General features: G+C 26.3%; 26 protein-coding genes. 21 read left to right on the forward strand and 5 right to left on the reverse strand.

Annotated elements, in window-relative coordinates; translation table 11 throughout:
* The first annotated feature begins 164 nt into the window (after positions 1 to 164).
* From ACLGL0_RS06555 to ACLGL0_RS06570, 4 genes are all read left to right on the forward strand, one after another.
* Complete coding sequence (locus tag ACLGL0_RS06555) at positions 165 to 1352, forward strand: acetate kinase (RefSeq protein WP_411014084.1); 1188 nt, start codon at positions 165 to 167, stop codon at positions 1350 to 1352.
* A 91-nt stretch (positions 1353 to 1443) separates the two neighbouring features.
* The gene (gene rpmF / locus ACLGL0_RS06560) at positions 1444 to 1623 is read left to right on the forward strand and encodes a 50S ribosomal protein L32 (RefSeq protein WP_009448574.1); all 180 of its coding nucleotides are present in this window, start codon (positions 1444 to 1446) and stop codon (positions 1621 to 1623) included.
* A 73-nt stretch (positions 1624 to 1696) separates the two neighbouring features.
* Positions 1697 to 2587 (forward strand): M15 family metallopeptidase, encoded by an 891-nt coding sequence (locus ACLGL0_RS06565; RefSeq protein ID WP_411014085.1) that lies wholly within the window; start codon positions 1697 to 1699, stop codon positions 2585 to 2587.
* A gap of 290 nt (positions 2588 to 2877) precedes the next feature.
* A complete protein-coding gene (locus tag ACLGL0_RS06570) occupies positions 2878 to 3315 on the forward strand; it encodes a hypothetical protein (protein WP_411014086.1) in 438 nt (145 codons plus the stop codon).
* Between the two features lie 242 nt (positions 3316 to 3557).
* Here ACLGL0_RS06570 and ACLGL0_RS06575 read toward each other — a convergent pair whose 3' ends face one another.
* Together ACLGL0_RS06575 and ACLGL0_RS06580 are read right to left on the reverse strand one after the other, a co-directional pair.
* Positions 3558 to 3758: a hypothetical protein gene (locus ACLGL0_RS06575; RefSeq protein ID WP_411014087.1), complete on the reverse strand. Its 201-nt coding sequence runs from the start codon at positions 3756 to 3758 to the stop codon at positions 3558 to 3560.
* 39 nt (positions 3759 to 3797) lie between these two features.
* The gene (locus ACLGL0_RS06580) at positions 3798 to 3998 is read right to left on the reverse strand and encodes a hypothetical protein (protein ID WP_411014088.1); all 201 of its coding nucleotides are present in this window, start codon (positions 3996 to 3998) and stop codon (positions 3798 to 3800) included.
* Positions 3999 to 4231: 233 nt separating this feature from the next.
* Here ACLGL0_RS06580 and ACLGL0_RS06585 point away from each other — a divergent pair, with 233 nt between their 5' ends.
* The 4 genes from ACLGL0_RS06585 to ACLGL0_RS06600 are packed head-to-tail and all read left to right on the forward strand — an operon-like array spanning position 4232 to position 7778.
* A complete protein-coding gene (locus ACLGL0_RS06585) occupies positions 4232 to 5248 on the forward strand; it encodes a FecCD family ABC transporter permease (RefSeq protein WP_411014089.1) in 1017 nt (338 codons plus the stop codon).
* Positions 5235 to 6026 (forward strand): ABC transporter ATP-binding protein, encoded by a 792-nt coding sequence (locus ACLGL0_RS06590; protein WP_411014090.1) that lies wholly within the window; start codon positions 5235 to 5237, stop codon positions 6024 to 6026. Before ACLGL0_RS06585 ends, ACLGL0_RS06590 begins: the two co-directional genes overlap by 14 nt.
* On the forward strand, positions 6013 to 6714 hold the full coding sequence (locus ACLGL0_RS06595) for a class I SAM-dependent methyltransferase (RefSeq protein ID WP_411014091.1): 702 nt from the start codon (positions 6013 to 6015) through the stop codon (positions 6712 to 6714). The genes ACLGL0_RS06590 and ACLGL0_RS06595 overlap by 14 nt, the downstream gene beginning before the upstream one ends.
* Entirely contained in the window at positions 6711 to 7778 is a 1068-nt protein-coding gene (locus ACLGL0_RS06600) for an ABC transporter substrate-binding protein (protein ID WP_411014092.1), read from the forward strand. The genes ACLGL0_RS06595 and ACLGL0_RS06600 overlap by 4 nt, the downstream gene beginning before the upstream one ends.
* 40 nt (positions 7779 to 7818) lie before the next feature.
* On the opposite strand, the gene ychF is transcribed toward ACLGL0_RS06600, so the two are convergent.
* Positions 7819 to 8913: a redox-regulated ATPase YchF gene (gene ychF / locus ACLGL0_RS06605; protein WP_411014093.1), complete on the reverse strand. Its 1095-nt coding sequence runs from the start codon at positions 8911 to 8913 to the stop codon at positions 7819 to 7821.
* Between the two features lie 159 nt (positions 8914 to 9072).
* Here ychF and ACLGL0_RS06610 point away from each other — a divergent pair, with 159 nt between their 5' ends.
* The 3 genes from ACLGL0_RS06610 (at position 9073) to ACLGL0_RS06620 (ending at position 11132) form a co-directional block, all read left to right on the forward strand.
* Entirely contained in the window at positions 9073 to 9489 is a 417-nt protein-coding gene (locus tag ACLGL0_RS06610) for an NUDIX hydrolase (protein WP_233056321.1), read from the forward strand.
* 2 nt (positions 9490 to 9491) lie between these two features.
* Positions 9492 to 10415 carry a DNA-binding protein WhiA gene (whiA, locus tag ACLGL0_RS06615; protein ID WP_347713980.1) on the forward strand — a complete coding sequence of 308 codons (924 nt, stop codon included), beginning with the start codon at positions 9492 to 9494 and terminating at the stop codon, positions 10413 to 10415.
* Positions 10416 to 10517: 102 nt separating this feature from the next.
* Entirely contained in the window at positions 10518 to 11132 is a 615-nt protein-coding gene (locus ACLGL0_RS06620) for a DUF4230 domain-containing protein (RefSeq protein ID WP_411014094.1), read from the forward strand.
* 37 nt (positions 11133 to 11169) lie between these two features.
* On the opposite strand, the gene ACLGL0_RS06625 is transcribed toward ACLGL0_RS06620, so the two are convergent.
* Entirely contained in the window at positions 11170 to 12057 is an 888-nt protein-coding gene (locus ACLGL0_RS06625) for a linear amide C-N hydrolase (RefSeq protein ID WP_411014095.1), read from the reverse strand.
* Positions 12058 to 12159: 102 nt separating this feature from the next.
* Here ACLGL0_RS06625 and ACLGL0_RS06630 point away from each other — a divergent pair, with 102 nt between their 5' ends.
* The 7 genes from ACLGL0_RS06630 to ACLGL0_RS06660 all read left to right on the forward strand — a co-directional run bounded on the left by ACLGL0_RS06630 (position 12160) and on the right by ACLGL0_RS06660 (position 20506).
* A complete protein-coding gene (locus tag ACLGL0_RS06630; protein ID WP_411014096.1) occupies positions 12160 to 13947 on the forward strand; it encodes an ABC transporter ATP-binding protein in 1788 nt (595 codons plus the stop codon).
* Positions 13940 to 15685 (forward strand): ABC transporter ATP-binding protein, encoded by a 1746-nt coding sequence (locus ACLGL0_RS06635; protein WP_411014097.1) that lies wholly within the window; start codon positions 13940 to 13942, stop codon positions 15683 to 15685. The genes ACLGL0_RS06630 and ACLGL0_RS06635 overlap by 8 nt, the downstream gene beginning before the upstream one ends.
* Before the next feature lie 9 nt (positions 15686 to 15694).
* Positions 15695 to 16531 (forward strand): P-loop NTPase, encoded by an 837-nt coding sequence (locus ACLGL0_RS06640; protein ID WP_411014098.1) that lies wholly within the window; start codon positions 15695 to 15697, stop codon positions 16529 to 16531.
* 124 nt (positions 16532 to 16655) lie between these two features.
* Positions 16656 to 17582, forward strand: a complete 927-nt coding sequence (locus tag ACLGL0_RS06645; protein ID WP_411014099.1) for a bifunctional riboflavin kinase/FAD synthetase — start codon at positions 16656 to 16658, stop codon at positions 17580 to 17582.
* A gap of 9 nt (positions 17583 to 17591) precedes the next feature.
* Positions 17592 to 18608, forward strand: coding sequence for a UDP-glucose 4-epimerase GalE (gene galE, locus ACLGL0_RS06650; RefSeq protein WP_411014100.1), 1017 nt, complete (start codon positions 17592 to 17594; stop codon positions 18606 to 18608).
* Positions 18609 to 18619: 11 nt separating this feature from the next.
* Entirely contained in the window at positions 18620 to 19954 is a 1335-nt protein-coding gene (locus ACLGL0_RS06655; protein ID WP_411014101.1) for an MATE family efflux transporter, read from the forward strand.
* A 9-nt stretch (positions 19955 to 19963) separates the two neighbouring features.
* Entirely contained in the window at positions 19964 to 20506 is a 543-nt protein-coding gene (locus ACLGL0_RS06660) for a TIGR01440 family protein (RefSeq protein ID WP_411014102.1), read from the forward strand.
* A gap of 53 nt (positions 20507 to 20559) precedes the next feature.
* Here ACLGL0_RS06660 and guaB read toward each other — a convergent pair whose 3' ends face one another.
* The gene (gene guaB / locus ACLGL0_RS06665) at positions 20560 to 22023 is read right to left on the reverse strand and encodes an IMP dehydrogenase (protein WP_411014103.1); all 1464 of its coding nucleotides are present in this window, start codon (positions 22021 to 22023) and stop codon (positions 20560 to 20562) included.
* A gap of 494 nt (positions 22024 to 22517) precedes the next feature.
* Here guaB and gcvH point away from each other — a divergent pair, with 494 nt between their 5' ends.
* The 3 genes from gcvH to ACLGL0_RS06680 all read left to right on the forward strand — a co-directional run bounded on the left by gcvH (position 22518) and on the right by ACLGL0_RS06680 (position 25668).
* Positions 22518 to 22889, forward strand: coding sequence for a glycine cleavage system protein GcvH (gene gcvH / locus ACLGL0_RS06670; RefSeq protein WP_347713988.1), 372 nt, complete (start codon positions 22518 to 22520; stop codon positions 22887 to 22889).
* Between the two features lie 70 nt (positions 22890 to 22959).
* The gene (locus tag ACLGL0_RS06675) at positions 22960 to 23847 is read left to right on the forward strand and encodes a DMT family transporter (RefSeq protein ID WP_411014104.1); all 888 of its coding nucleotides are present in this window, start codon (positions 22960 to 22962) and stop codon (positions 23845 to 23847) included.
* Positions 23848 to 24138: 291 nt separating this feature from the next.
* Positions 24139 to 25668, forward strand: a complete 1530-nt coding sequence (locus ACLGL0_RS06680) for a G5 and 3D domain-containing protein (RefSeq protein WP_314558269.1) — start codon at positions 24139 to 24141, stop codon at positions 25666 to 25668.
* Positions 25669 to 25826 lie beyond the last annotated feature (158 nt).

The following is a 25826-nucleotide window of genomic DNA, read 5'->3' on the forward strand; positions in this document are numbered from 1 at the left end:
TAAACAGAAATTCTAAAGAATTTCTGTTTTTTGTTTTATAATTTTTTATTAAAAAATTTTTAGATTTTTTATAATAATATAAAATTGTATTGACTTATTAAGCTCAAAATAGTAAAATATTTATGTATGTAAAATATGTTTTTAAACAATTTAGGAGGACATTAATGAAAATTTTAGTTATTAACTGTGGAAGTTCATCTTTAAAATATCAATTATTTGATATGACTGATGAAAGTGTATTATGTAAAGGATTAGTTGAAAGAATTGGTATTGAAGGTTCAAAATTAACTCACAAAGTTGGAAGTGAAAAATTAGTTGTTGAAGAAGCTATGAAAGATCATACAGCAGCTATTAAACATGTATTTGATGCTCTTGTTGACGAAAAATACGGAGTTGTTAAAAGCTTAGATGAAGTTAATGCAATTGGACACAGAGTACTTCACGGTGGAGATAAATTAACTGCTTCATGTATAATTGATGAAAATGTTAAAGCAAAAGTTAAAGAATTTATTAAATTTGGACCGCTACATAACCCTGCAAACTTAATGGGTATTGAAGCTTGTGAAAGCTTAGTTCCAGGAAAGAAAAATGTTGCAGTATTTGATACAGCATTCCATCAAACTATGCCTGCAAGAACATTTATGTATGCGATTCCTTATGAATACTATGAAGATTATAGACTTAGAAAATTCGGTTTCCATGGAACAAGCCATAGATATGTAACTTTAAGAACTGCTGAATTATTAAATACAGACAAGAAAAACTTAAATGTTATAACTGTTCATTTAGGAAATGGATCATCAATCGCAGCAATTAAAAACGGAGAATGTTATGATACAACAATGGGATTAACTCCGTTAGAAGGTCTTTTAATGGGAACAAGAAGTGGGGATATTGACCCTACAGTTATGACATTCTTAATGAATGAAAAAGGATATTCAGCTGATGAAATGAATCAAATTTTAAATAAAAAATCCGGAGTTCTAGGAGTTTCTGGATTAAGTTCAGATTTTAGAGATTTAGAAGAAGCTGCTGAAAAAGGAAATGAAAGAGCTCAACTTGCATTAGATATGTTTATTACTAGAGTAAGAAGATATGTAGGTGGATTTATGGCAGAATTAGGTCATATTGATGCTATTTCATTTGCAGGTGGTATTGGAGAAAATTCAGCTTCAATGCGTAAATTAATATTAGAAAATATGGAAGAATATGGAATCATTATTGATGATGCTAAGAATGACACAAGAGAAGAAGCTATTATTTCAGCTGATAACTCAAGAGTAAAAGTTTTAGTTGTTCCTACAAATGAAGAATTAATGATTGCGAGAGATACTATGAATTTAGTAAAATAATGTTGACAAATTAATTTTTTTGTAGTATAATACTTCTGTTATCCGTTTGAAACGGAGGTATATGTTATAAAATTCAGAGGAGGTGTTATTAATGGCAGTACCAAAGAGAAAAACTTCAAAAGCAAAAAGAGACAAAAGAAGAGCATCTTCATATAGACTACCTAAAGTGGCTCTAGTTAGAGATCCTGAAACTAATGAATTGGTTGTACCTCACAGAGTTAATCCTGACACAGGAATGTATAAAGGAAGAAAAGTATTAGATGTTGAATAAAAAGTAGTTTAAGGGATTTAGTTTTCTAAATCCCTTTAATTATATATTAATGTAGAAAAGATAGAGGGTAATTTTGAAAAAAGTAAAAAATGGAAAAGTTATTATCATTTCATCAATTTTTATAATAATAATTACTTCAATAATATTTTTTTATGTTCAAAATAAAAACAAAAAATTAGAAAACGAAAAGAAGATGCCTTATAATTTTGAAAATATAAGCATACCAGAAGTGTCTGATTTTTCAGAAAGTTTAACAAATTATGCAAAAACTGTTGAAAAAACATCTATTTATGATAGTTCTGATTTACAAAAAGAAAATGGGAAAATAGAAAAAAATAAATATGTTGAAGTATTTGGATATAAAGACGGTGTAAGTAAAATAAAACTTGGCGAAAAATTTTATTTTGTAAAAAGTAAAAATATAGAGAATGTATCTAAAGATAAAAATTTCAAAGTAATAAAAGGTATTTTATTAGTTAATACTGAGTATGGATTACCAAGTGATTTTGATCCTAAATTTGATAAATTTGTTGAAAAACAATTTGAATTAATGAAAATTGATGCAAATAGAGAAAAAATAACTTTAGATTTATATAAATCTTATATAAGCTATGACGAACAAAAAGAACTTCATAAAAGCGCTCCTAAGTCTGATAGAAATGTAAATTATGCTTTATATGCTACTGCAGGGCATAATGAATCACAAATTGGACAAAGTATAGATATTTTTGGTAAAGATGAGGCAACAAATCTAAAAGAAGAATTTAAAGATACAGAAGAATTTAAATGGCTTACCAAAAATGCTCATAAGTATGGATTTATTCTTCGCTATCCTGAAAACCAAGAAGATAAAACTAATTTTAGATTTGAACCTTGGCATTTCCGCTATGTTGGAGTAGAAAATGCGAACAAAATAATAAAAAACAAACTTACATTAGAAGAATTTTTAAGACTGAACGACTAATATAGAAAAATTTTTACAATGTATAAAATTATTATATGAAAAAAGTAATGTTAATGAAAACATTACTTTTTTATTGTGAAACAACAAGGTTTGCAGGAACCCACCTGATGCGAAGCATCGTGAAAGGGTGGGGTTCTCATTAGTTATTAAACATAAATAATAATATGTAAATATATTTACTATTGTACTTTAAAGAAGTTTCTAAACTTTTTTGTATTTGATTCATATTGTATATTATGATACAATGATAAAAATTAATTAATTTTAGAAGAAAAAAGAAAGGGAATAATATGATAGGAGTAGTTGTTTTTTTAATAGTTTGTATATTATTTTTTTTATTTACTTTAGGTATAGTATTTTATATATATAATCTAAAAATAAGATCTTGGAAACGCCAAAATCCAGAATATGCTGTAGTCTATTTTGAAAGAGTAAATAGAAATGATTATCCTAAAGAAAATGTTATTGGAACTAGAGGGATAAGAATTTCGCATGTTGATGGAGAGTATCTTCATTTCTCAAAAATAGCTCTTTTTTGTTTTAATAATAAAATGTTAATAGCTAAGGGAATACATGAAGTTAATGTACAAAGAGTGAATCAATATTATAAAAGTAAGATTGATAATGTATTATTTGAAGAAAAAATAGAATTTAATTTTCGTGCAAATAAACAATATATTGTAAGAAGTGATAGAGAATTAGAACATTTTAAAATTGAAGAGTTATAGAAGTATGAATAATTTAAAAAACAAACTTACATTAGAAGAATTTTTAAGTCTGAATGACTAATAGAGAAAAATTTTTTACAATGTATATTATTATTATATGAAAAAAGTAATGTTAACAAAAACATTACTTTTTTTATTGTGAAGCAATAAGGTTACCAGGAACCAACCCGGAGCGAAGCATCGTGGAAAGGTGGGATTTTTTTATGCTATTTATATATAAATTTTGAAATTATACATTAAGATTAATACCTAAAAAATATCATAAAATAAAGTAAGCCTACAACAATTATAAAATATACAATTCTACTATATATTACAAATTTTTTAAGTGATATATTTTTTTCTTTTTCTATACTAGGTATTACAAATTTTTTATAAAGTATCTGTATATTAAAAATCATAATACAAGATAACACAAAAAGAAACCATTCTCTTGATGTCATAATAGCACCTCCAAATTTTCATATATTTTTTATAAGAGTTTATCGGGCGAGAAACAAAATGTACGCCATATAAAGTACAATCGAAGTAACAACTGTTAACCCAATTCTTAAATACAATTTATATCCTTCATAAGTCCCATTATTTTTTAATGTCGGTACAACATATTTTTTATGAATATATACACTTTGAATTATTAGAATAGTAAATAATATTCTAAGATATAATTCTTTTGATGTCATAACAGAACCTCCTATTTTTTACACAATATATTTCTAAAGTGAGCATATCATATATATTTATAACTGTCAAGTTTTTCTGTGAAAAAGTTCGCTAAAAACTATAATATCTTGCGAATATTAATTGTTTAATTAAATTTTAAAATTTTATATATGAATAATTAATAATTTAATTGACTTTTTCATATTAATACTTTATAATCTATATAACGTTATAGTTTTTGGAGAAGATAGAAATGACTGAAAAAAAGACAAGAATAAAATTTATATTTTTAGTATTTTTTTTGATTTTATCTTTTATTATGTCTTTTAGTATTGGAAGATATCCAATTAAATTTTTTGATGTAATAAAAGTGATTATAGATAGAATTTTTTATGGAATAGTTGATAATTCACCTGCAAGTACAGTTATTTGGAATATAAGGATTCCCCGTGTATTATGTACTATACTTGTTGGAGCTGGAATTTCAACAAGTGGAGCGTTATATCAAGGTCTTTTAAAAAATCCTATGGTAAGTCCCGATATTTTGGGAACTACACAAGCTGCAGCTTTTGGCTGTGCTTTTGGAATACTTATGTATTTTAATTTTTTTGAAATAACACTTTTATCTTTTAGTTTAGGAATTCTTTCTGTTTTTGTAACTTATACTTTAAGTAAAATTTTTAGAAGTGATAGAATTTTAGGGCTTATTTTAACTGGAATGATGATAGGTAGTTTATTTTCTTCTTTAATATCTTTTGTAAAACTTGTTGCAGATACAGAAAATCAGCTTCCAAGCATAACATATTGGTTGATGGGCTCTTTTGCATCAGTAAAAATGATAGATTTTAAATTTATATTTTTCCCAATTGTAATCGGACTTATCGTTTCAAATTTATATAAGATTGAAATTAATATATTTACAATGGGAGAAGAAGAGGCAAAAACACTTGGACTTAATACTGAAAAAATAAGATTTATTATAATATTTTTTGCTACATTAATGACAGCATCAAGTGTTGCTGTAACAGGAGTAATTGGGTGGATTGGTCTAATAATTCCACATTTTGCAAGACTTATTTTTGGGGACGATTATAGATTTGTAATACCAGCATCAGGTCTTTTAGGGGCAAGTTTTTTACTTGTAGTAGATATTTTATGTAGAAATATTACTACATCAGAAATTCCAATTGGAATAGTTACTTCTTTTATCGGAGCTCCAATATTCTTGTATTTGATTTATAAAAAAGGTAGAGATTATGATAGAGGTTAAAAATTTAAATGTTTTTTATGGGAAGAATGAAATATTAAAAGATATTAGTTTTTCATTAAATAAAGGAGAGATAATCTGCATTTTAGGAGAAAATGGGGCTGGAAAATCAACTTTATTAAAAGCACTTTTAAAACTAATTCCTATTAAAAATGGAAATGTAATTATTGATGATTTTGATTTAAAAGAATTAGATAGTAAAAAACTTTCGAGATTTATTTCATATATTCCACAGATTCATTTTCCAGCTTTTGATTATAAGGTTATTGATGTTATATTAATGGGAAATTATTCTAAAAAAGATGGATTTTTTTATAAAACGACTAAGGAAGATTATGAAAAATCTGTTGAGTTTTTAAAAACTTTAGGAATTTCGTATTTAAAAGATAAAAATTATAGACAAATTAGTGGTGGAGAAAGACAGCTTGTGCTAATTGCAAGAGCATTGTTACAAGCTAATAATTATATTTTTATGGATGAGCCTATTGCTAATCTAGATTATGGAAACCAACTTAAAATTATGGAAATTTGTAATTCATTAAAGAAAAAAAATATAGGTTTTTTAATTACAACTCATAATCCAAATCATGCTTTAACTTATGCTGATAAAATATTAATTATTAAGAAAAATAAGGAAAGTCAATTTGGGACTATCTCAATTTTAAATAAAGAAACATTAGAAAAATTATACAATGTTCCTATAAATCTAATAGAAACACAAGATGGTAAGTATTGTATTCCTGATTATAAGGAGGTTAGAAAAGACTATGTTTTGGAATGAAGATAGAATAAAATGGTATCTAGTAGCTTCAGAATATACTAAATATCACGATAATATGAAATTGGAAATTAAAAAAATCATTCCAGAAGGAGAAAGTCTTGTTGATTTTGGCTGTGGTTTAGGAATTTTACCTATGAAATTATCAGATTATTTCAGCGATATAATCGGAGTAGATTATGATGAACATGTATTAGGAATTCTTGGAGATAGCATTTCAAAGAAAAATATTAAAAATTTCAAAACTATTTGTTCTAATTGTTATAATGGGGAACTTGTTGAAAAAATTGGGAAACCAGATAATATTTTATTTAGCCATTTTGGGAATATTGAAGATTATTTTTACAATTTTTATAATTTATTTAATAAAAGGATGATTATAATACGAAACGATGTCGAAAAAAATATTGTTCATAATCGTAATAAAAATACAATTCAAGATATTTGCACATTTCTAGAAGAAAGGAAAATTCCTTATAAAATTTATAGGCAAACATACGAATTTGGTCAACCATTAAAAGATGAAGAAGAAGTTTTAAAATACTTAGATAAATGGTATGGCGAAGATGGGAAAAAATTGATATCTAATGTAAAAGATATAGATTATACTTACAATGGTGAGGTATTTACAAAATATTATTCTAAACCTAAAAATACAGCCATTGTAGTGGTAAATAAGGAGGATATATGAAAAAATCTAAAAGAATTTTAGCTCTTTGTTTGACTTTTGGACTTTTATTTACAGCTTGTTCCAAACCTTCAGAAAAGAAAACTGAACAAACAGAGACAAAAGAAGAAACAAGAGTTTTTAAAGATGACTTAGGAAGAGAAGTTACTTTAAAACAAAAAATTGACAGGGTTGCACCATCAGGAAATTCAGCTCAAGTTATGTTGCATATTTTTGTGCCTAACAAATTAGTTGGTGTTGCATCAAAATTCTCAAAGGGTACTGAAAAATATGTCTCAGATCAATTAAAAAATTTACCAGAATTTGGAGCGTTTTATGGAAAGAAAGCAAATCTTAACATGGAAGCTGTTATTAATGCCAAACCCGATGTTATAATTGATATGGGTGAAAAGAAAAAGGGAATTGAAGAAGATTTGAATAAATTACAAGAACAATTAAAAATTCCTGTAGTTTTCATAGAATTAACTCTTGAAAAATTACCAGAAGCTTTTGATAGACTTGCTGAAGTTTTAGGAAATAAAGAAAGAGGAAAGGAACTTTCAGAATATATCAAAAAAACTTATAAAGAAATCGAAGAAAATAAAGCAAAGATTAAAGATGTTAAAAAAGTATACTATGGTGGAGGAAAAGCAGGACTTAATGCAAATGCAAAAGGTTCTATTCACGCAGATATTATTGAATTTATAGGTGCTCAAAATGCTATTACAGTAGAAAAGGTTCAAGGTGGAACAGGAAATGAAATTCCATTTGAAAAATTATCAGAGGCAAATCCAGACTTATTAATATTTGAATCAAAAGAATTAGCTTACCAAATTAAAGGCGAAGAAACTTTTAAAACTTTAAAAGCTGTAAAAGAAAATAAAGTATTTTATGCTCCAATTGGACCTTATAATTTCTTTGGTAGACCACCAGCAATTAATAGAGTAATTGGTATGAAATGGTTAGGAAATCTAGTTTATCCAGAAATATATAATTATGATATGGAAAAAGAAGTAAAAGAATTTTACAAATTATTTTATAATTACGAATTAAAAGATGATGAAGTAAAAAATATTTTAGGAAAATAAAAAAAGACTGTGTTTTAAACACAGTCTTTTGTTTTTTATATTAAACATTAAATCTAAAGTAAACTACATCTCCATCTTGCATAATATATTCTTTACCTTCAAGTCTAACAAGACCTTTTTCTCTAGCCGTTACCATACTTCCAAGTGAAATTAAATCATCATAATTTACTATTTCTGCTCTAATAAAACCTCTTTGAATATCTGAGTGAATTTTTCCTGCGGCATTTACAGCACTTGTTCCAATTTTAATAGTCCAAGCTCTAGTTTCTTCTGGGCCAGCTGTTAAAAAGCTCATAAGACCTAAAAGGCTGTAGCTTTCTTTAATTAATTTAGAAACACCACTTTCAGAAATACCTAAATCATTTAAAAATTCAACTTGTTCATCATCTTCAAGTTCAGAAATTTCTTTTTCGATTTGAGCACTGATAACTACAATACCAGAATTTTCTTTTTTTGCAAAGTCTGCTAATACTTTTACATATTCATTATTTCGGCCTTCATCTAACATATCATCTTCATTTACATTTGCTACGTAGATGATAGGTTTTACGCTTAGTAGAGAAAAGTTCTTTAATATAGCTTTTTCATTGTCGTCAAATGTTAATGTTCTAATTGATTTTCCTTCTTCTAAAACTGGTAATATTTTTTCTAAAAGATCAACTTCTTCTTTAAAGCTCTTATTTCCCTTTAAAGATTTTCTAGCTTTTTCTAATCTTTTTTCAACTAATTCAAGGTCGGATAATATAAGTTCTAAGTTTATTGTTTCAACATCTCTTAAAGGGTTAACTTCTCCATCAACATGGACAATATTTTCATCTTCAAAACATCTTATTACTTCAACGATAGCATCAACCTCTCTAATATGAGATAGGAATTTATTTCCTAAACCTTCACCTTTACTTGCACCTTTTACAAGACCTGCAATATCATAAAATTCTATAACAGCAGGGATTGTTTTTTTTGAGTTATAAAGTTCTGTTAATTTATTTAATCTTTCATCAGGTACATTTACAAGACCTACATTAGGATCTATTGTACAGAAAGGATAATTTGCTGATTCAGCTCCGGCTTTTGTAATTGCATTAAATAATGTACTCTTACCTACATTTGGTAGTCCAACTATTCCTAACTTCATTTAAAATCTCCTTTATTATTTGTTTTTTTATCTGAAATACACAAGACATATTATAACATAATTTCTCTGTTATAATCAAATATAATAGTATAATTTGAATGTAAGCTAATTTCATGGTATAATATTAGGAAGATATGAGACAAGATAATAGGAGGGTGTATGCTAGAAGTTAGTGCTGGTGGAGTTGTTATTCACAATGGCGAATTTCTGTTATTGAAGAAGTTTAGTAACGATTGGGTTCTACCTAAGGGTAGACTTGAGAATAATGAAACTATTGAACTTGCTGCGATAAGAGAAGTACAAGAAGAGTCTGGAATAAGTGCTAAGATTGAAAAGTACTTGGGATTTGTAAAGTATGATTATCAACATAATGACGGCGAAAAAGTAAAAAAGACAGTTCATTATTTTTATATGGAGCCTGAAGATTTAAATTTAATTCCTCAAAGGGAGGAAGGTTTTGTAGAAGCTATATTTTTACCATATGATAAAGCTATGAAATTAGTAAAACATGATGCGGAAAGAAATATGTTAAAGAGTGCTAATTATTTTTATGAAAAGAGAAAGAAAAAAAGATAATAATGGCTTTTTCAATTGATTTAAAAAATGAACTTTCAAGAAGAGAAATAGAAGATAGAGAAACTGCTATTTCTGAACTTTGTGCTTTTATAAGAACAAATGGAACAATTGTTTTTAGTAATTTTGCTTTTATTATTAGATTTGAAACAACTAATAATTCAATTATTAGAAGAATCTTTAAACTATTTAAATTTTTATATTCTTATGATGGAAAAATAATGGTGTCTAAGATTTCTAATTTAAGAAAAAATAATGTTTATAAAATTGTAATTGAAGATGAGGAAATTTCAAAGAAATTTTTAAAAGATGCATTTTTCTCAGATTTAGATAGTCTTTTTCCAAAAGATGATTTATACGAAGATTCTGTTAAAAGCAAAAATTTTATTAAAAACTTTTTATGTGGAATTTTCTTAGGAGCTGGTTCAGTTACAAATCCAGATAAGAGTTACCATTTAGAATTTACTTTAAATTCAGAAGAGTTAGCTAAACTTGTAATTAAGTATTTAAAAATATTTGGAATAAAAGCAAAGAGTCTTGAAAAAAAGGGACTATATATTGTATATGTAAAAGATAGTGAACTTATTTCTGATTTTCTTTCGTTAATAGGAACTGTAAATAGTTTGTTTAAGTTTGAAGAAACTAAAATGATTAAAGAAATAAAAAATAATACAAACAGACTTACAAATTGTGAAACTGCAAATTTAGATAAGACTTTAAATACTTCTTTTGCACAAATTGATGCAATAAATAAACTTTATAAAAGATATGGTAAAAAAAATATAGATAAAAATTTACTCGATCTTTGTGAACTAAGATTAAAAAATCCAAGTTATTCATTAAAAGAATTGGCAGATATTTTAAAGATTAGTAAATCAGGAGTAAATCATAGATTTAAAAAAATAATTGAAATGGCGAATAAAATATAATTTATTTGCCATTTTTTTTAATGAAAAAAATACTTGACATCATATATATATATATATATATAATGGTTACGTAAATATATTTATTTAGGAGGATTTTCAAAAATGAAAATGGATGTAAAAGGTTTTTTGAAAAAAACTATTTCAATGCCTATGGTTATTTTACTAGTTATAGTAATTGCAGGAGGCTCTTATTTGTGGTTTAGAACTGATAATGGGAAACCAAAAATTACTAATGAAACTATAGGGGTTCAAATTAAAGAAATAAAGGAGATGTCAACTATACAATATAAGTATAAACAATTGGCTAGTAGAGAAGACTGGAATACTTTATTTAATATTAAATTACCATTTACAAAATCAAGTTTTATTTTAACTTATACTGGAGTTTTAAAATTAGGTATTGATTTTGCGGAAACAAAAATTGAAGTTGACGAAGGTAGTAAAACAATAAAGGTTACTTTACCTGAATCAAAAGTATTATCTAATGAGATAGATATGAAATCAATAAAAGTTTATGATGAAACTAATTCTATTTTTAATCCAGTTAAAATTGATGATTATGCACAATTTACTCAAAGTGGCAAGGAAAATGCTGAGGCTGATGCTAGAGAAAGCGGAGTTTTTGAACAGTCAAAAGAGGTAGCAAAGAAAATAATTACTGAGCTTTTAAATACAACAAAAGAAATAAAAGAAAAATATAAAATAGTATTTGAATAAAATAATAAAAAGACTTTACAACAATGTAAAGTCTTTTTTATTTAAACTGAACAGTTATTTTATTTTTCTCATCTTTAAAATCATCAAAAGAAAATGTATTTATATTCTCTTTATTTGTATATTTTAAAAAGTATTTTAAAGTTTTGGAATTAGTAATAGAATAGTATAAAGTTATATTTTGTGATTCTTCTGAAATATTTTCTATGTCCTCTTTTTTTATTGTAAATTTTTTCAAAGAATTAAATAAAATATTTTCATTGTTTTCAAAAAGATTATTTTCTTTTAAGTTTTGTAACTCTATGTAAGCTCGTATAAATCTTTTTGTAGGAGTATAAATATTTCCTTTTAATTCTCCTTTTTCTAGGTATTTTTCTAAATTTCTTATATGTTTTGCAAAACTTGGACTATTAGTCATTACATTATATTTATTTTCATAAACTTTTAAATTACCATCTTCGATTTCTAAAACAAGACTTTTATTATTTTTGTCTGTAAACATATAGTGAAAATGTATTGAAAAGTTAGTGTCATCAACAAGAGATTTTTCAATTATATATATTTTTGGAGCTAAATTTTTTATATCTTCAAGTGTTTCACAATTTGTCAAAAATACATTTAAAATCTTAGTTGATGTTAAATTTAATTTAGATTCTATAGGTTCAGTTTTAAAGCTAATTGCATTTCTAAAAGAATTAGTACATCCTAAAAGTCCCTTTTCATTGATTCCATCAATTAGATTGTCATAATCTTTAAAAGTTGCTCCCATAATTTTGTATTTTGTATATAATTTATTTCCAAAAACATCTTCTTCATAATTGAAGTTTTCAGGAAAATATTTAAATTCATATCTATGATGGACTCTTAAATCCATTGTTCGTCCAAGTAGTGTTTCACCATTTCTGTTAATTGAAAAAGTAGTGCACATAAAATCACCTCTTATTGTATTATACCCATATAAATGTAATTAAATTTGCCTTTTTTTTCAAATTAGATTAAAATATAAGTAAGTATATTTTGAGGTGATGTATTGAAAGAAATTAAACTTTTTTGGAAGATTTTAAAGAATAATAGACTGACTTACTTTCTTTCTATGATTTCTACAATTTTTATACAAATTTTTTCCGGGCTTACACCTATTGTAATCATGATTACTGTGGATTCAATAATTGGCGATAAAGAGTATAAATACGATATTTTAGAGAAAGCTGTTAATCTTATCGGAGGTAGAGATTTTCTAAGAAGTCATATATACATATTAGCTTTTGTAATAGTATTTTTAACAGGTATTAGTTGTATTTTTATTTTTTTAAGAAATTATTACTCTAATGTCGCTTGTGAAAATTTAATTTATAATTTAAAAGAAAAAATGTATAATAAATTTTTAAATATAGATATAAGATGCTTAAATGATTATTCAACTGGAGACTTGATTCAAAGAAGTTCTTCTGATATAGAGACTGTTAGAAAGTTATTTTCAACTCAGCTAGTAAATGCTTTCGGATCAATTGCGACAATTGTTTTAGTAATTATTGTTATGTCTTTAATAAATTTAAAACTTGCTATGATAAGTATAAGTCTTTGTATAGTTATATCATTTTTATCTTATGTTTTTTATGGCAAAATTGGAAAGATTTTTAAAGAGACAGATGAAGCTGAAAGTCAACTTATGGTATTCATAAAAGAAGCTTTATTTAATATTAGAGTTATAAAAGCATTTAATAGAGAGGATTATATTTTAAAACTCTTTAGAGAAAAAAACGAAGAATTTAATATAACTCAAAATAAATTTATGAAGACTTCTGCGAAATTTAGAGCTGTAAATGACTTTTTAACTTTCTTGCAACTTGCAATAATTCTAGTTGTAGGAGGTTATGAAACTATTTCCGGTAGAATGAATTTTGGGGATTTGATAGCTTTTGTCATCTATATAAATATGATTATTTGGCCTATTAGACAAATGGGACAGTTACTTAGTGATATGGCAAAAGCAAGTGTTTCAATTTCTAGAATTTATGAAGTTTTAGATTTGCCAGAAGAAGATTATGAATATGGTATTAGAGATGTATCTTTCTCTGAAAAAATTGAATTTAAAAATGTTAGCTTAGTAATAAATGATAATACAGTTTTAGATGATATTAGTTTTGCTATAAATGCAGGCGAAAGTCTTGGAGTTATTGGTTCTACTGGTAGTGGAAAGAGTATGATTGTATATTTACTTTTGGGATTGTTTGAAGTTACAAGTGGAGAAATTCTTATTGATGGAATTAATATTAAAGAAATAAATAAAAGATATCTTAGAGAAAAGATTTCTGCAATTATGCAAGATAGTGAATTATTTAATATGTCAATTTTAGAGAATGTTAAGATTACAAATGATAATATTGATGATAAATCAGTTTTTAATGCAACTGAAGTTTCATCTATTCATGATGAAATTCTAAATTTCTCATCTAAATATGAAACAGTTGTAATTGATAATGGTGGAAATTTATCTGGGGGTCAAAAACAGAGAATTTCTATCGCAAGAGGTTTATTAAAGCCTTTTGAAGTACTAATTTTAGACGATAGTTTAAGTGCTGTAGATATGAATACAGACTTAAAGATAAATAATGCACTAAAATCAATGGATAAAAAATTTACTTCTATTTTTATTTCACATAGAATTTCAACAATAACTAACTGTGACAATATAATTGTTATGGATGGTGGAAAAATAGTTGAAAGTGGGAAACATAATGATTTGATTATGAAAAATGGAATATATAGTAAAATTAATGAAATTCAAAGTAAGGAATATGATGTAAGTAATGAATAAAAGGAAAGTTGTAAATATTAATATTTTTAGAGACTTAATAAAATTTTATAAAATTGAATATAAAAAACTTTATGTGCTTATGTTTGTAGTTGTAATTTCAGGTCTTTTACAAGCAGTTGTTCCATTATCAATCAAATTATTAACTGATGATTTTATTACAAAGCAAAATTTAAGGGGTTTTATTATTGCTGGACTTTCATTCTTTTCTCTTGTAGTAATATCAACTCTTGCAATATATAGCTTTTATGTTTTTGGTGGGAAGCTTGAATATCAAGTTTCAAAAGATATAAGAAAATCAGTTTTTGAAAAAATTGAAAAATTCTCAATTACAAATATTAAGAAATATGAAATTGGAGAATTAATCTCAAGATTAACTTCTGACGTTCAAAAACTTAGTGAAGTTTTTAGCTGGGGAGTAATGGATGCTTGTCATAGTATAATTGTTCTATTGTTTTCAATAGCAATAATGCTTTATTTAAGCTTTACTTTGACTATAATGCTATTTTTAATGTTGCCTATTATATACATTATAACTCTTCTTTTTCAAAAAAATATATTAAAATTCCAAAGAAAAGTAAGAGACTATAATTCAAAAATTATAAGAAGTTATACTGAATCTTTAAGCTATATTAAAACAATAAAAGCGCTTGGAATAGAGGAAAAAAAGAAGAAGGAATTTGTAGTTTTTAATGAAAAATATAGAAAATACAATTTAAAATCAATTCTTATTTCAGCAATTTTTGTTCCAACTGTTATGTTTATTGCAAGTATTGGAGTTGGTTTTGCATTTAATTTTTCTTCAATTTCAGTTATGAAACATGTAATGACTTATGGAGCTTTTTTGAGTTTCTTAACTTATAGTTTTCAAATATTTGAACCTTTTAAAATGCTTGCTCAAATTTTTACAGATTTAAAATCTGCTCAGGCTTCTGCAGAAAGAATTTTTCAAATATTATATGAAGATGATGAAGTTATTGAAGGTCTTGAAACTGACTTAAATTTTGATGGAAATATAAAGTTTGAAAATGTAAGTTTTCATTATTTTGATGATGATAAGTTAATTTTAAAAGATTTTAATTTTGAAATAAAAAAGGGGCAGAGTGTTGCCTTTATTGGTAGTACTGGAAGTGGTAAATCTACTATTGTTAATTTAATCTGTAAATTCTATGATCCTACTTCTGGAGATATTTATTTAGATGGAATTAACTATAAGAATATTGATAAAACTTGTTTATATAATAATTTAGGATATGTTTTACAACAGCCTCAACTTTTTTCCATTTCTATCAAGGAAAATATAAAGTTTGGAAACGAAAATGCAACTGATGAAGAGATTATGGAAATATGTAATTTGCTTGGAATAGATGAGTTTATTTCTAAATTACCAGATGGAATTGATACAGTTATTGGAGAAAGTGGGTATAATATATCAAGTGGACAAAAACAATTAATTTCTTTTGCAAGAGCTTTGATTAAAAATCCAAAATTGTTAATATTAGATGAGGCAACTTCTTCAATAGATACTGAAACTGAAAAATTCATTCAAAATAAAATGAAGGATATTTTAAGTGGAAAGACGTCTATAATTGTTGCACATAGATTGTCAACAATTAAGCATTGTGATAAAATTGTTTTGATAGAAAAAGGAAATATTCTTGAACAAGGTACACATACAGAATTATTAGATAAAAAGGGAATATATTATAAAATGTATATTTCTGAAGAATTGAAAATTTAGGGGGATATTATGAGTAGTGGATGTAGCTCAGGTGGATGCTCAGGATGCTCAAGTGCATCAAGCTGTGGAGTATCTGAAGAATTTGAAAGTTTATTGGTTGAACAAAATCAATTTAGTGATATTAAAAAGGTAATAGGTGTTATAAGTGGTAAAGGTGGAGTTGGTAAATCTTTAATTACATCTATGCTTGCTACTGGAATGATGAAGAGAGGAAAAGAAGTTGGTATTTTAGATGCAGATATTACTGGACCATCTATACCAAAATCTTTTGGTATTGACACTAAAGCTCAAATAGATGACAGAGGAATCATTCCATGTAAAACTGAAAATGGAATAAAAATAATGAGTATTAACTTATTACTTGAAAAAGAAACTGATCCAGTTATTTGGAGAGGACCTGTTATAGGTGGTGTTATAAAGCAATTTTGGACAGATGTTGTTTGGGAAAATGTAGACTATATGTTTGTGGATATGCCACCTGGTACAGGAGATGTTGCTTTAACGGTATTTCAATCACTACCAGTTGATGGGATTATTATTGTAACCTCACCACAAGATTTAGTATCTATGATTGTTGAAAAAGCTGTTAAGATGGCAAGAATGATGAATATTCCAATAATAGGAATTGTTGAAAATATGAGTTATTTTAAATGTCCATGTTGTAATGAAGAATTGAGTATATTTGGTGAAAGTGATTTACCATATATTTCTAGAAAATTTGGACTTACAAATGTTGCTAAAATTCCTTTAAATAAAAATATACCTGAAATGGTAGATGAGGGAGAAGCAGAAAAATTAGATACTGATTATTTATCAGATATATTAGATTCAATTGAAAAATTATAGAGAGAACATGTTCAATACGAACATGTTTTTTATTTTTTGAAATAGATATTCCAATATGGTAAATTGAAATAAAGCATTATTTGTTGTATAATTATTGTAAAATATGGATTAAGAAGAGGTTTGTATGGAGCATTTTAAATTAAATTTGGAGAGTAATTTTAAATTTGATGATATTGTTGTAGCTCTAGGAAATTTTGATGGTTTCCATATAGGCCATCAAAAATTAATTTCAGAATTAAACAATGTAAAATTAAATAAAGGATATAAGAGTGCAGTTTTCCTTTTTGTAAATCATACTAAAGACTTAATTTTCAATCAGAATTTAAGTAGGATAATGTCTTTTGAGGATAAATTAAAAAAACTGGAAAGTTTTAAAATAGACTATGTTTTTAGTATAGATTTTTCTGAAAAAATTAAAAGTTTAACACCAATTGAATTTTTAGATTTTTTAACTATTAATCTTAATGTCAAACATATTGTAGTTGGTAAGGATTATAGATTTTCAAAAAATCGTGAAGGAAATATTGATTTTATTGAATCTTATATGAAAGAAAAACAATTATCTTGTACTATTATAGAAAAATTAAGCTATGATAATAATGAAATTAGTAGTACAAAAATTATTGAATACATAAAAACTGGGAAAATTGAATTGGCAAATACTTTGCTTGGAGACTATTTTTCAATTAAAGGAAAAGTTATACAAGGTTTCCAAAGGGGAAGAGATCTAGGATATCCAACCGCAAATTTAGAAATGTCATTTAATTATGTTATGGTAAAAGAAGGTGTTTATCTAACAAAAACTATAATTGGTGATAAAGAGTATTTTAGTTTTTCAAGTGTTGGACATAATCCTACTTTTGATAATAAAAAGTCATCTATAGAATCACATATTTTTGATTTTAATGACGATATTTATGGAGAAGAGATTGAACTATGCTTTTTAAAAAGACTTAGAGATAATATCAAATTTAACTCTATAGAAGAATTGATAGATCAGTTAAAAAAAGATGAAATTGAATGTAGAGAATTAATTAATGAGTATAAATAGGAGATAGATATGAAACAAATTTTAGTTACAGGTGGAGCTGGATATATTGGTTCGCATACTTGTATAGAACTTTTAAATGAAGGATATGAAGTTGTGATAATTGATAATTTTTACAATTCTAGTAAAAAAGTTTTGAATAGAATTGAAGAACTTAGTGGCAAAAATTTTAAGTTCTATGAAGGTGATATTAGAGATAAAGAAATACTTAGAAAGATATTTTCTGAAAATGATATTTACGGAGTAATTCATTTTGCTGGTCTTAAAGCTGTTGGGGAATCAGTAGAAAAACCAGTTGAATATTATGATAATAATATTAATGGAACTTTAAAGTTAATAGAAGTTATGAGAGAGTTTAATGTAAAAAATATTATTTTTAGTTCTTCAGCAACTGTATATGGAAAACCTAAAACAGTTCCTATTAATGAAGGATTTCCACTTTCTGTAACTAATCCTTATGGGAGAACAAAATTATTTTTAGAAGAAATTTTTAGGGATTTATATATTTCAGATAATAATTGGAATATTGTACTTCTTAGATATTTTAATCCAATTGGTGCGCATAAGAGTGGAAAAATAGGTGAAAATCCTAATGGTATTCCTAATAATCTAGTTCCATATATAACTCAAGTTGCAGTTGGTAAATTAGAGTATGTTAGAGTTTTCGGTGATGATTATGAAACAAAAGATGGAACAGGTGTAAGAGATTATATCCACGTTTTAGATTTAGCATTAGGTCATATAAAGGCAATTAAAAAGTTTGAAGATAGTAAGGCTGTTAGGATTTATAATCTTGGAACAGGTGAAGGTTATAGTGTTCTCGATATGATTAAAAATTTTGAAGAAGTTACAGGTAAAAAGATAAAATATGTAGTTACTCCAAGAAGAAGCGGAGATATTGCAGAGTGTTATGCTGACTCTTCTAAAGCTAAAAATGAATTAGGTTGGGAAGCTAAATATGGAATCAGAGAAATGTGTGAAGATAGTTGGAGATGGCAAGTAAATAATCCAAATGGATATGAGGATTAATGAGGTTTAAAATGGGCACGAAAAATATTTATAACGAGAATAATATAGTTAAGGCAATATTACATTTTGCAATTCCTGGAATTTTAAGTATTCTGATTGCAGAACTATACAATATGGTTGATACTTTTTTCGTAGGTAGATATGTAGGAGCAGATTCTATAGGTGCTTTAAGTGTAGTTTTTCCTTTACAAAGACTTATTATTGCAATTTCAGTATGTTTAGGAATTGGAGTTTCAAATTTAATTTCTAGAAGACTTGGTGAAAAAAGGAATAAGGATATAACAAAATATACAACAGCAGTAAATGGACTAACTTTGTTAATAATATTAATAGTTAGTGTATTTACATTTCTATTTACTTCGAATATTTGTATGTTTTTAGGAGCTCGAGATAATATTTTATTATATTCTACTAACTATTTAAGAATAGTTATGTTTGGAAGTATTTTTTTAGCATTTACAACAGTTTTTGGATATATAAATATTGCTTATGGCAATATGAAAGTAATGCTATTAACTTCAAGTATTGGGGCTTTAATAAATATAGTTGTAGATTATATTTTAATTAAAAATTTGAATATGGCTGTAGAAGGAGCTGCGATTGCTACTATTTCGAGCCAATTTATATCTTTTTTATTTTCATTTGTTTTTGTAAAAAAATTACAGAAAGAAAATAATTTCAGCTTAATTCCAAGATTTGACTCGAAAATTTCATTTAATATTTTAGCAATAGGTTTTTCTTCATTTGTAATAGAATTTTCAGATGCTATATTAATAAGTGTCCTTAATCATTTACTTTTACCAGTTGGCGGTAATGATGCAATTATTTTGGTAGGAGTAATAACAAAGGTTTCTATGTTTATGTTTGTTGCAATGATAGGGGTAAGCAGTTCAATTCAACCACTCATCTCTTATAATTATGGAGCTAAAGATTTTTTAAAAATAAAGAAAATTTTAAAAACAGGATTTGTTTTTGTGTTTTCACTATCTACAATTATCTGGATTTTTATGAATTATAATATTAATTTAATTATAGGTCTGTTTTTAAAAGATGAAAGACTTTTACAAATGGCGACAGATAGTTTTAGATATGTAATTTTAGTTTTTCCGATTTTGAGTTTTTATTACATTTGTATATACTTTTTTCAATCAGTTGGGATGGAAAAAAACAATTTTTTCTTATCAATTTATAGAGAAACACTTCTATATATTCCGATAGTTATAATTATGATAGGTAAATTTGGTGTTTTAGGAGCGTGGATTACTTACCCAATAGTTGATTTTATTTCCGCTATAACAGGATTTATCTTGCTTTTAAAAACTGTTAAAAAGATTAGTACTTTTTAGGAGGTTATTATGGATTTAGGTAAAATTAGAAAAGATTTAGAAATTTGTATGGATGAACTTATTGAAAAAGCAAAATTTGATGAGGGAGATATTTTTGTTTTAGGTTGTAGTACAAGTGAAGTAAAAGGAAAACATATAGGTAAAGATACTGATATTGAAGTAGGAGAGCTAATTGTTGAAACTATAAAAGAAAAGTTGGATAAAATTAAAGTAAACTTTGCTGTTCAATGTTGTGAACATTTGAATAGAGCGTTAGTTGTAGAAAAAGAAGTTGCTATTAAAAATAATTTTGAAATAGTAAATGTTATTCCACAAAAAAATGCTGGTGGTGGAGTTGCCACTTCAGCATACGAATTATTTAAAAATCCTGTAGTTGTAGAAAAAATAGTTGCAAAAGCAGGACTTGATATTGGAGATACATCAATTGGAATGCATATTAAATTTGTTCAAGTTCCAGTTAGATTATCAATAAAAGAAATAGGAAATGCACATTTAACTGCATTAACTTCAAGACCTAAATTGATTGGAGGAAGTAGGGCAGTTTATCAATAATAATTTAAAAATAAAGGCTATTCGCTTTAAAACGAATAGCCTTTTTTATATTTCTATTTTGAATAATTTGGAGCTTCTTTAATTATTTGAACATCATGTGGGTGAGATTCAATTAATCCTGCACCTGTCATTCTAACAAATTGTGCAGTTTCTCTTAAAGTTTCTAAGTCTTTTGCACCAGTATATCCCATACCAGCTCTAATTCCACCAACGATTTGATAAATAGCATCTGCTAAAGTTCCCTTATAAGGAATTCTTCCTTCAATACCTTCTGGAACAAGTTTTTTACCTTCTTCTTGGAAGTATCTATCTTTTGAGCCTTTTTCCATAGCTGCAAGAGATCCCATACCTCTATATGTTTTAAATCTTCTTCCTTGGAAAATTTCAAATTCTCCTGGTGATTCATCAGTTCCAGCAAGCATTGAGCCTAACATTACAACATTTCCACCAGCAGCAAGAGCTTTAACAACATCTCCTGAATATTTTAATCCACCGTCAGCTATGATTGTTTTTCCCATTTCTCTAGCAACAGTTGCACAATCATAAACAGCTGTAATTTGAGGAACACCTACACCAGCAACAACTCTTGTTGTACAGATTGATCCAGGACCAACACCAACTTTAACAACATCTGCACCAGCTTCAAAAAGTGTTCTAGTAGCTTCTGCTGTTACAACATTTCCTGCAATAATATCAAGATCTGGATATTTTTCTCTGATTTCTTTTACCTTTTGAACAACTCCCATAGAATGACCATGAGCTGTATCAATTACAATAGCATCAACACCTGCATTAACTAGAGCTTCAACTCTTTCAAAAGTATCAGCACCAGTTCCTACAGAAGCAGCTACAAGAAGTCTTCCTTGTGCATCTTTTGCAGAATTTGGATATTTAACAACTTTTTCTATATCTTTTATAGTTATTAATCCAGTAATGATTCCTTCATCATTTACTAGTGGTAATTTTTCTATTTTATGATTTCTTAAAATTTTAGCAGCTTCATCTAATGTAGTTTTTGAAGGAGCTGTAACTAAATTTTCTTTTGTCATTACAGAGTCAATTTTTACTGAATAATCTTCTAAAAATCTTAAATCTCTGTTAGTTAGAATTCCAACTAATTTTTTTTCTTCAAGAGAATTTACAATTGGAACTCCAGAAATTCTATATTTTCTCATTAAATCTTCAGCTTCTTGAACTTTATTATCTGGAGTTAAGAAAAATGGGTCATTAATAACTCCACTTTCTGAACGTTTAACTTTTCTTACTTCTTCAGCTTGTAATTCTATTGGCATATTTTTATGTATTACACCAAGTCCACCTTCTCTTGCCATAGCAATAGCCATTTTATGTTCTGTTACAGTATCCATTGCAGCAGAAATAACTGGAATATTTAATTTAATTTTCTTTGTTAATTGTGATGTTAAAACAACATCTTTTGGTAGAACTTCACTCTTTGCTGGAATTAAAAGTACATCATCAAATGTCAATCCTTCTTTTTGGAATTTTGTTTCCCACATAATATCTTTTCCTCCTAAAAATTTTATTAAATTCAAACATATTTTTTAAAAAATTTACTGTATAATAAATATTTAATTTAACTATGTAATTTTTTTATTATATTATAGAGATATTTTATTATTTAACAACAAAATTTATTAAAAAATATATTAACATATATTATACAACAATTTATAAAAAAATCAATTAAAAAATTAATAAGATAAAAGTTTTCCCGAAAAAATTTCACGATTTATTTGTTTTTTTCTTTAATTATTTATTATTTTATGTGAAAAATATAAAAAAAATTACTTTATAATTATTATTATTTAACTATTTTTATTAAATTTTCGAATAAATTTCAAAAAAATAATAAAAAATTAATAAAAGGTATTGAAATTTTTTCTAAACTACTCTATAATTTAAGTATACTATAATGTTATGGTTAATATCCAATAAATTAGTACATAATTGGAGTTATTGTTATAGTAAAAATTTTAGGAGGTATATTAGAATGAGAGTAGAAAAAGGATTACTTTATACTAAAGATCATGATTGGGTAAAAGTTGAAGGAAATGTTGCAACAGTTGGTTTAGCGGACTATGCACAAGATCACTTAGGAGACATCGTTTACGTTGAACTTCCAGAAGTTGATGATGAAGTTGAAGCTGGTGATTCTTTAGCATCTGTTGAATCAGTAAAAGCTGCAAGTGATATTAACGCTCCTGTATCAGGAAAAATTATCGAAGTTAACGAATTATTAGACGACGAACCAGGCGAAATCAACAAAGATTGTTATGCTGCTTGGGTTTGCAAAATTGAAATGTCTAATCCAGCTGAATTAGAAGAATTAACTAATGACGCTGATTATGAAGCATCATTATAATAGTTTCTTAAAATTAATTATTTAATAAATGCCACTTGCGTGGCATTTATTTTTTTAATAAGGAGGTTTTATGGCAGAAAATTCCAAAAATAAAAATTTAAGACTAGGTATTATTTTTATGATAATTTCTACACTTGGTTTTAGCTTTATGCAAATTTTTGTAAAGCTAACATCTGGGAAATTTACACTTATGCAACAAGTTTTTATGAGAAATTTTGTAATGCTAATTATTTGTACTATATATATATTAATGAAAGGAAGTAGTTTCCTAGGAGAAAAGAAAAATAGAAAATTACTTCTTATGAGATCAACTTTCGGGTACATGGGTGTTATCTTTAATTTCTATGCTATAAATAATATGGTTGTAGCAGATGCAGGAATTTTACAAAGAACTAGTCCTATTTTTGTAGTTTTAATAGCTTGTTTTTTATTTAAGGAAAAATTTACATTGGAAAAATTTTTAACTTTAACATTTTCATTTATTGGTGCAATTTTCGTAGTAAGACCACAATTTAATTCAAGATTATTTCCTGCTATGGTTGGAATGAGTTCTGCTCTTAGCTCAGCTATAGCATATATGTGTGTATCAAAAATAGGAAAATCAGAAAAAACTGAAACAATTATTTTTATTTTTTCACTATTCTCAACTATTTGTAGTTTCCCGTTTGTTTTTAATAATTTAAATATACCTGATTTAACTAGTATTATATATTTGATTTTAATAGGAATTGCTTCTGCAGTTGGTCAGTTCGGATTAACTATAAGCTATCAATATGCAAAGGCTTCAGATGTAAGTATATTTAATTATTTAGGAATTGTATTTGTAGTTATACTAGGAAAATTAATACTAAATGAGTCTGTAAGTATCTATAGTTTAATAGGAATTAGCTTGATTTTCTCAATGTCTTTAATGTCATATTTATTAAACACAAAGAAAAATAGAGAGAAAAAAGCATAAAAAATAGCAAATATTACATTTTTTTAATATTTTCAAGTTTTTTTTACGAAAAAACGCCTTTTGATTGTAACACTTCTGTAACCTTTGAAAATTAGAGAAGTATAAATTAAAAAAAATTACAAAAATGTTACAAATACTATTTTTAAGTTAAAAACTTTGTTAAATTTATGCGTTTTTTTAGGTTTTGTCCCGAAAAATTTGAATTTTATTGACTGGTTTATGTAAAATCATTATAATTTTATTATCAGATTAAAGCTGTTAATCTGGTTAATTTAATTAAGGAGTGATTATTTGAAAAGAGCAATATTTAGAAGTGTTTTAGCATGTTTGTGTGTATATGCTACATTTTCTGGATTTTCATCTAAGTCACTTGCAGACGAAAAAGTAAAAGGATTTGTAATTTCATCAGAATCCGATTCTAAAACTATTGAAAAAGTAAACAACAGAATTTTAGATAACACTAATGGTAGTGCTTCAAAAGTTTCTTACGTAGTTAATATAGACAATAAAATTAACTTCAGCTTGGCAGGTTTACTTTCACTAGATAGGAACGGAGTTATTATTCCAGTAAAGGATAATAATATAGATGATGTTTCAAAAGAACTTTTGAAAAAAAGCGAGCAAGTGTATGTTGTTGGAGATAATAGTTCAATTTCAGATGATATTTTGAATGATTTAGGAATTAAATTCGAAAGAATTGGTTCAAACAATCCTGATGACACGAATTTATATGTAAATAAATTTTTAGATAATCGTGATCTTTTGATTGTTGATTCGGGAAATGATTCTGATATTTTAGGTGCTATTCATTATGCACGTATCTATAATATGAGCTTATATATCTATGATTCAACTAAAAAAGTCGATGAAAATATAATATCAGAAGTTAAGAATGAAGGTAATATTTACTTCTATGATGGAGTTAATTCTTTACCAGAAGATTTAAAAGTTAAAATATATAGTTTATCTAAAAAAGATAAGAAAGAAATAAAGAGTTATTCTTTAGATGGAAAAGATTTAGTAAAGATTTTCAAAGATGAATACTCTTCAAAAGAAAATAACAATGTTGTTTTAACTGAAAATAAAAATTTAACAGATATGTTAAGTTCTTATATATTTGCTGATAAAGTTGATTATGAGTATTTAGTAATTGATTCAGATTCAATGAATTTAGATGTTGAAAAGCTAATTACTGAGTCTGGAGCTAAAAACTTATATTATGTTTCTACTGATGAGTTAGCAAAATATGTTAATTTTAGAGCTTTATTATCATCTGTAAATAAAGAAGAAGCAACAGGATTTGAAGTAAATGAATCTGAAGGTGAAATTAAAGTAGCTGATTCTAATGCGGATAAGAAAGATGAAAATGCAGTTTCAGAAAAAGTTACAGTTAATTCAAATGAAGTTTTAGTTGATGGAAAAGTTGTTTCTAAAGAACAAGAACAAGAAAAAGTAGCAGCTGAAAAAGCTGAAACTAAACCAGTATCAACTACAGAAACATCTGATAACAAAAAAACTGATACAAATTTTGAATATAGTAAAGTATTAGTTATGAATGCAACTTCATATACTGATGATCCAGCAGAAAATGGAGGATATAACACTACAAAAATGGGAACTAGACTTAGATATGGGGTAGTTGCCGTAGATCCTAGAGTTATTCCTTTAGGAACAAAATTATACATTGAAGGTTATGGTTACGCTGTTGCGGAAGATACAGGTGGAGCCATAAAGGGAAATAGAATAGATCTTTGCTATACTGATAGAGCAAAAGCTGAAGCTTTTGGTAGAAGAAATGTAAAAGTTTATATTCTAAAATAATTTGAATGAAGATAGAGAAGAAATTTTAGTATTTCTTCTCTTTTTATTTTGAAACAAGAAGGTTCCAGGAAATCTACCCTATCAAGCATCGTGGAATGTTGGGATGTATATTTATAAATATATAAACAATAATATAATAGACAATAATTTTTAAATAT

The organism is Parvimonas pharyngis (genome assembly GCF_046569675.1).
Taxonomy (GTDB): Bacteria; Bacillota; Clostridia; order Tissierellales; family Peptoniphilaceae; genus Parvimonas.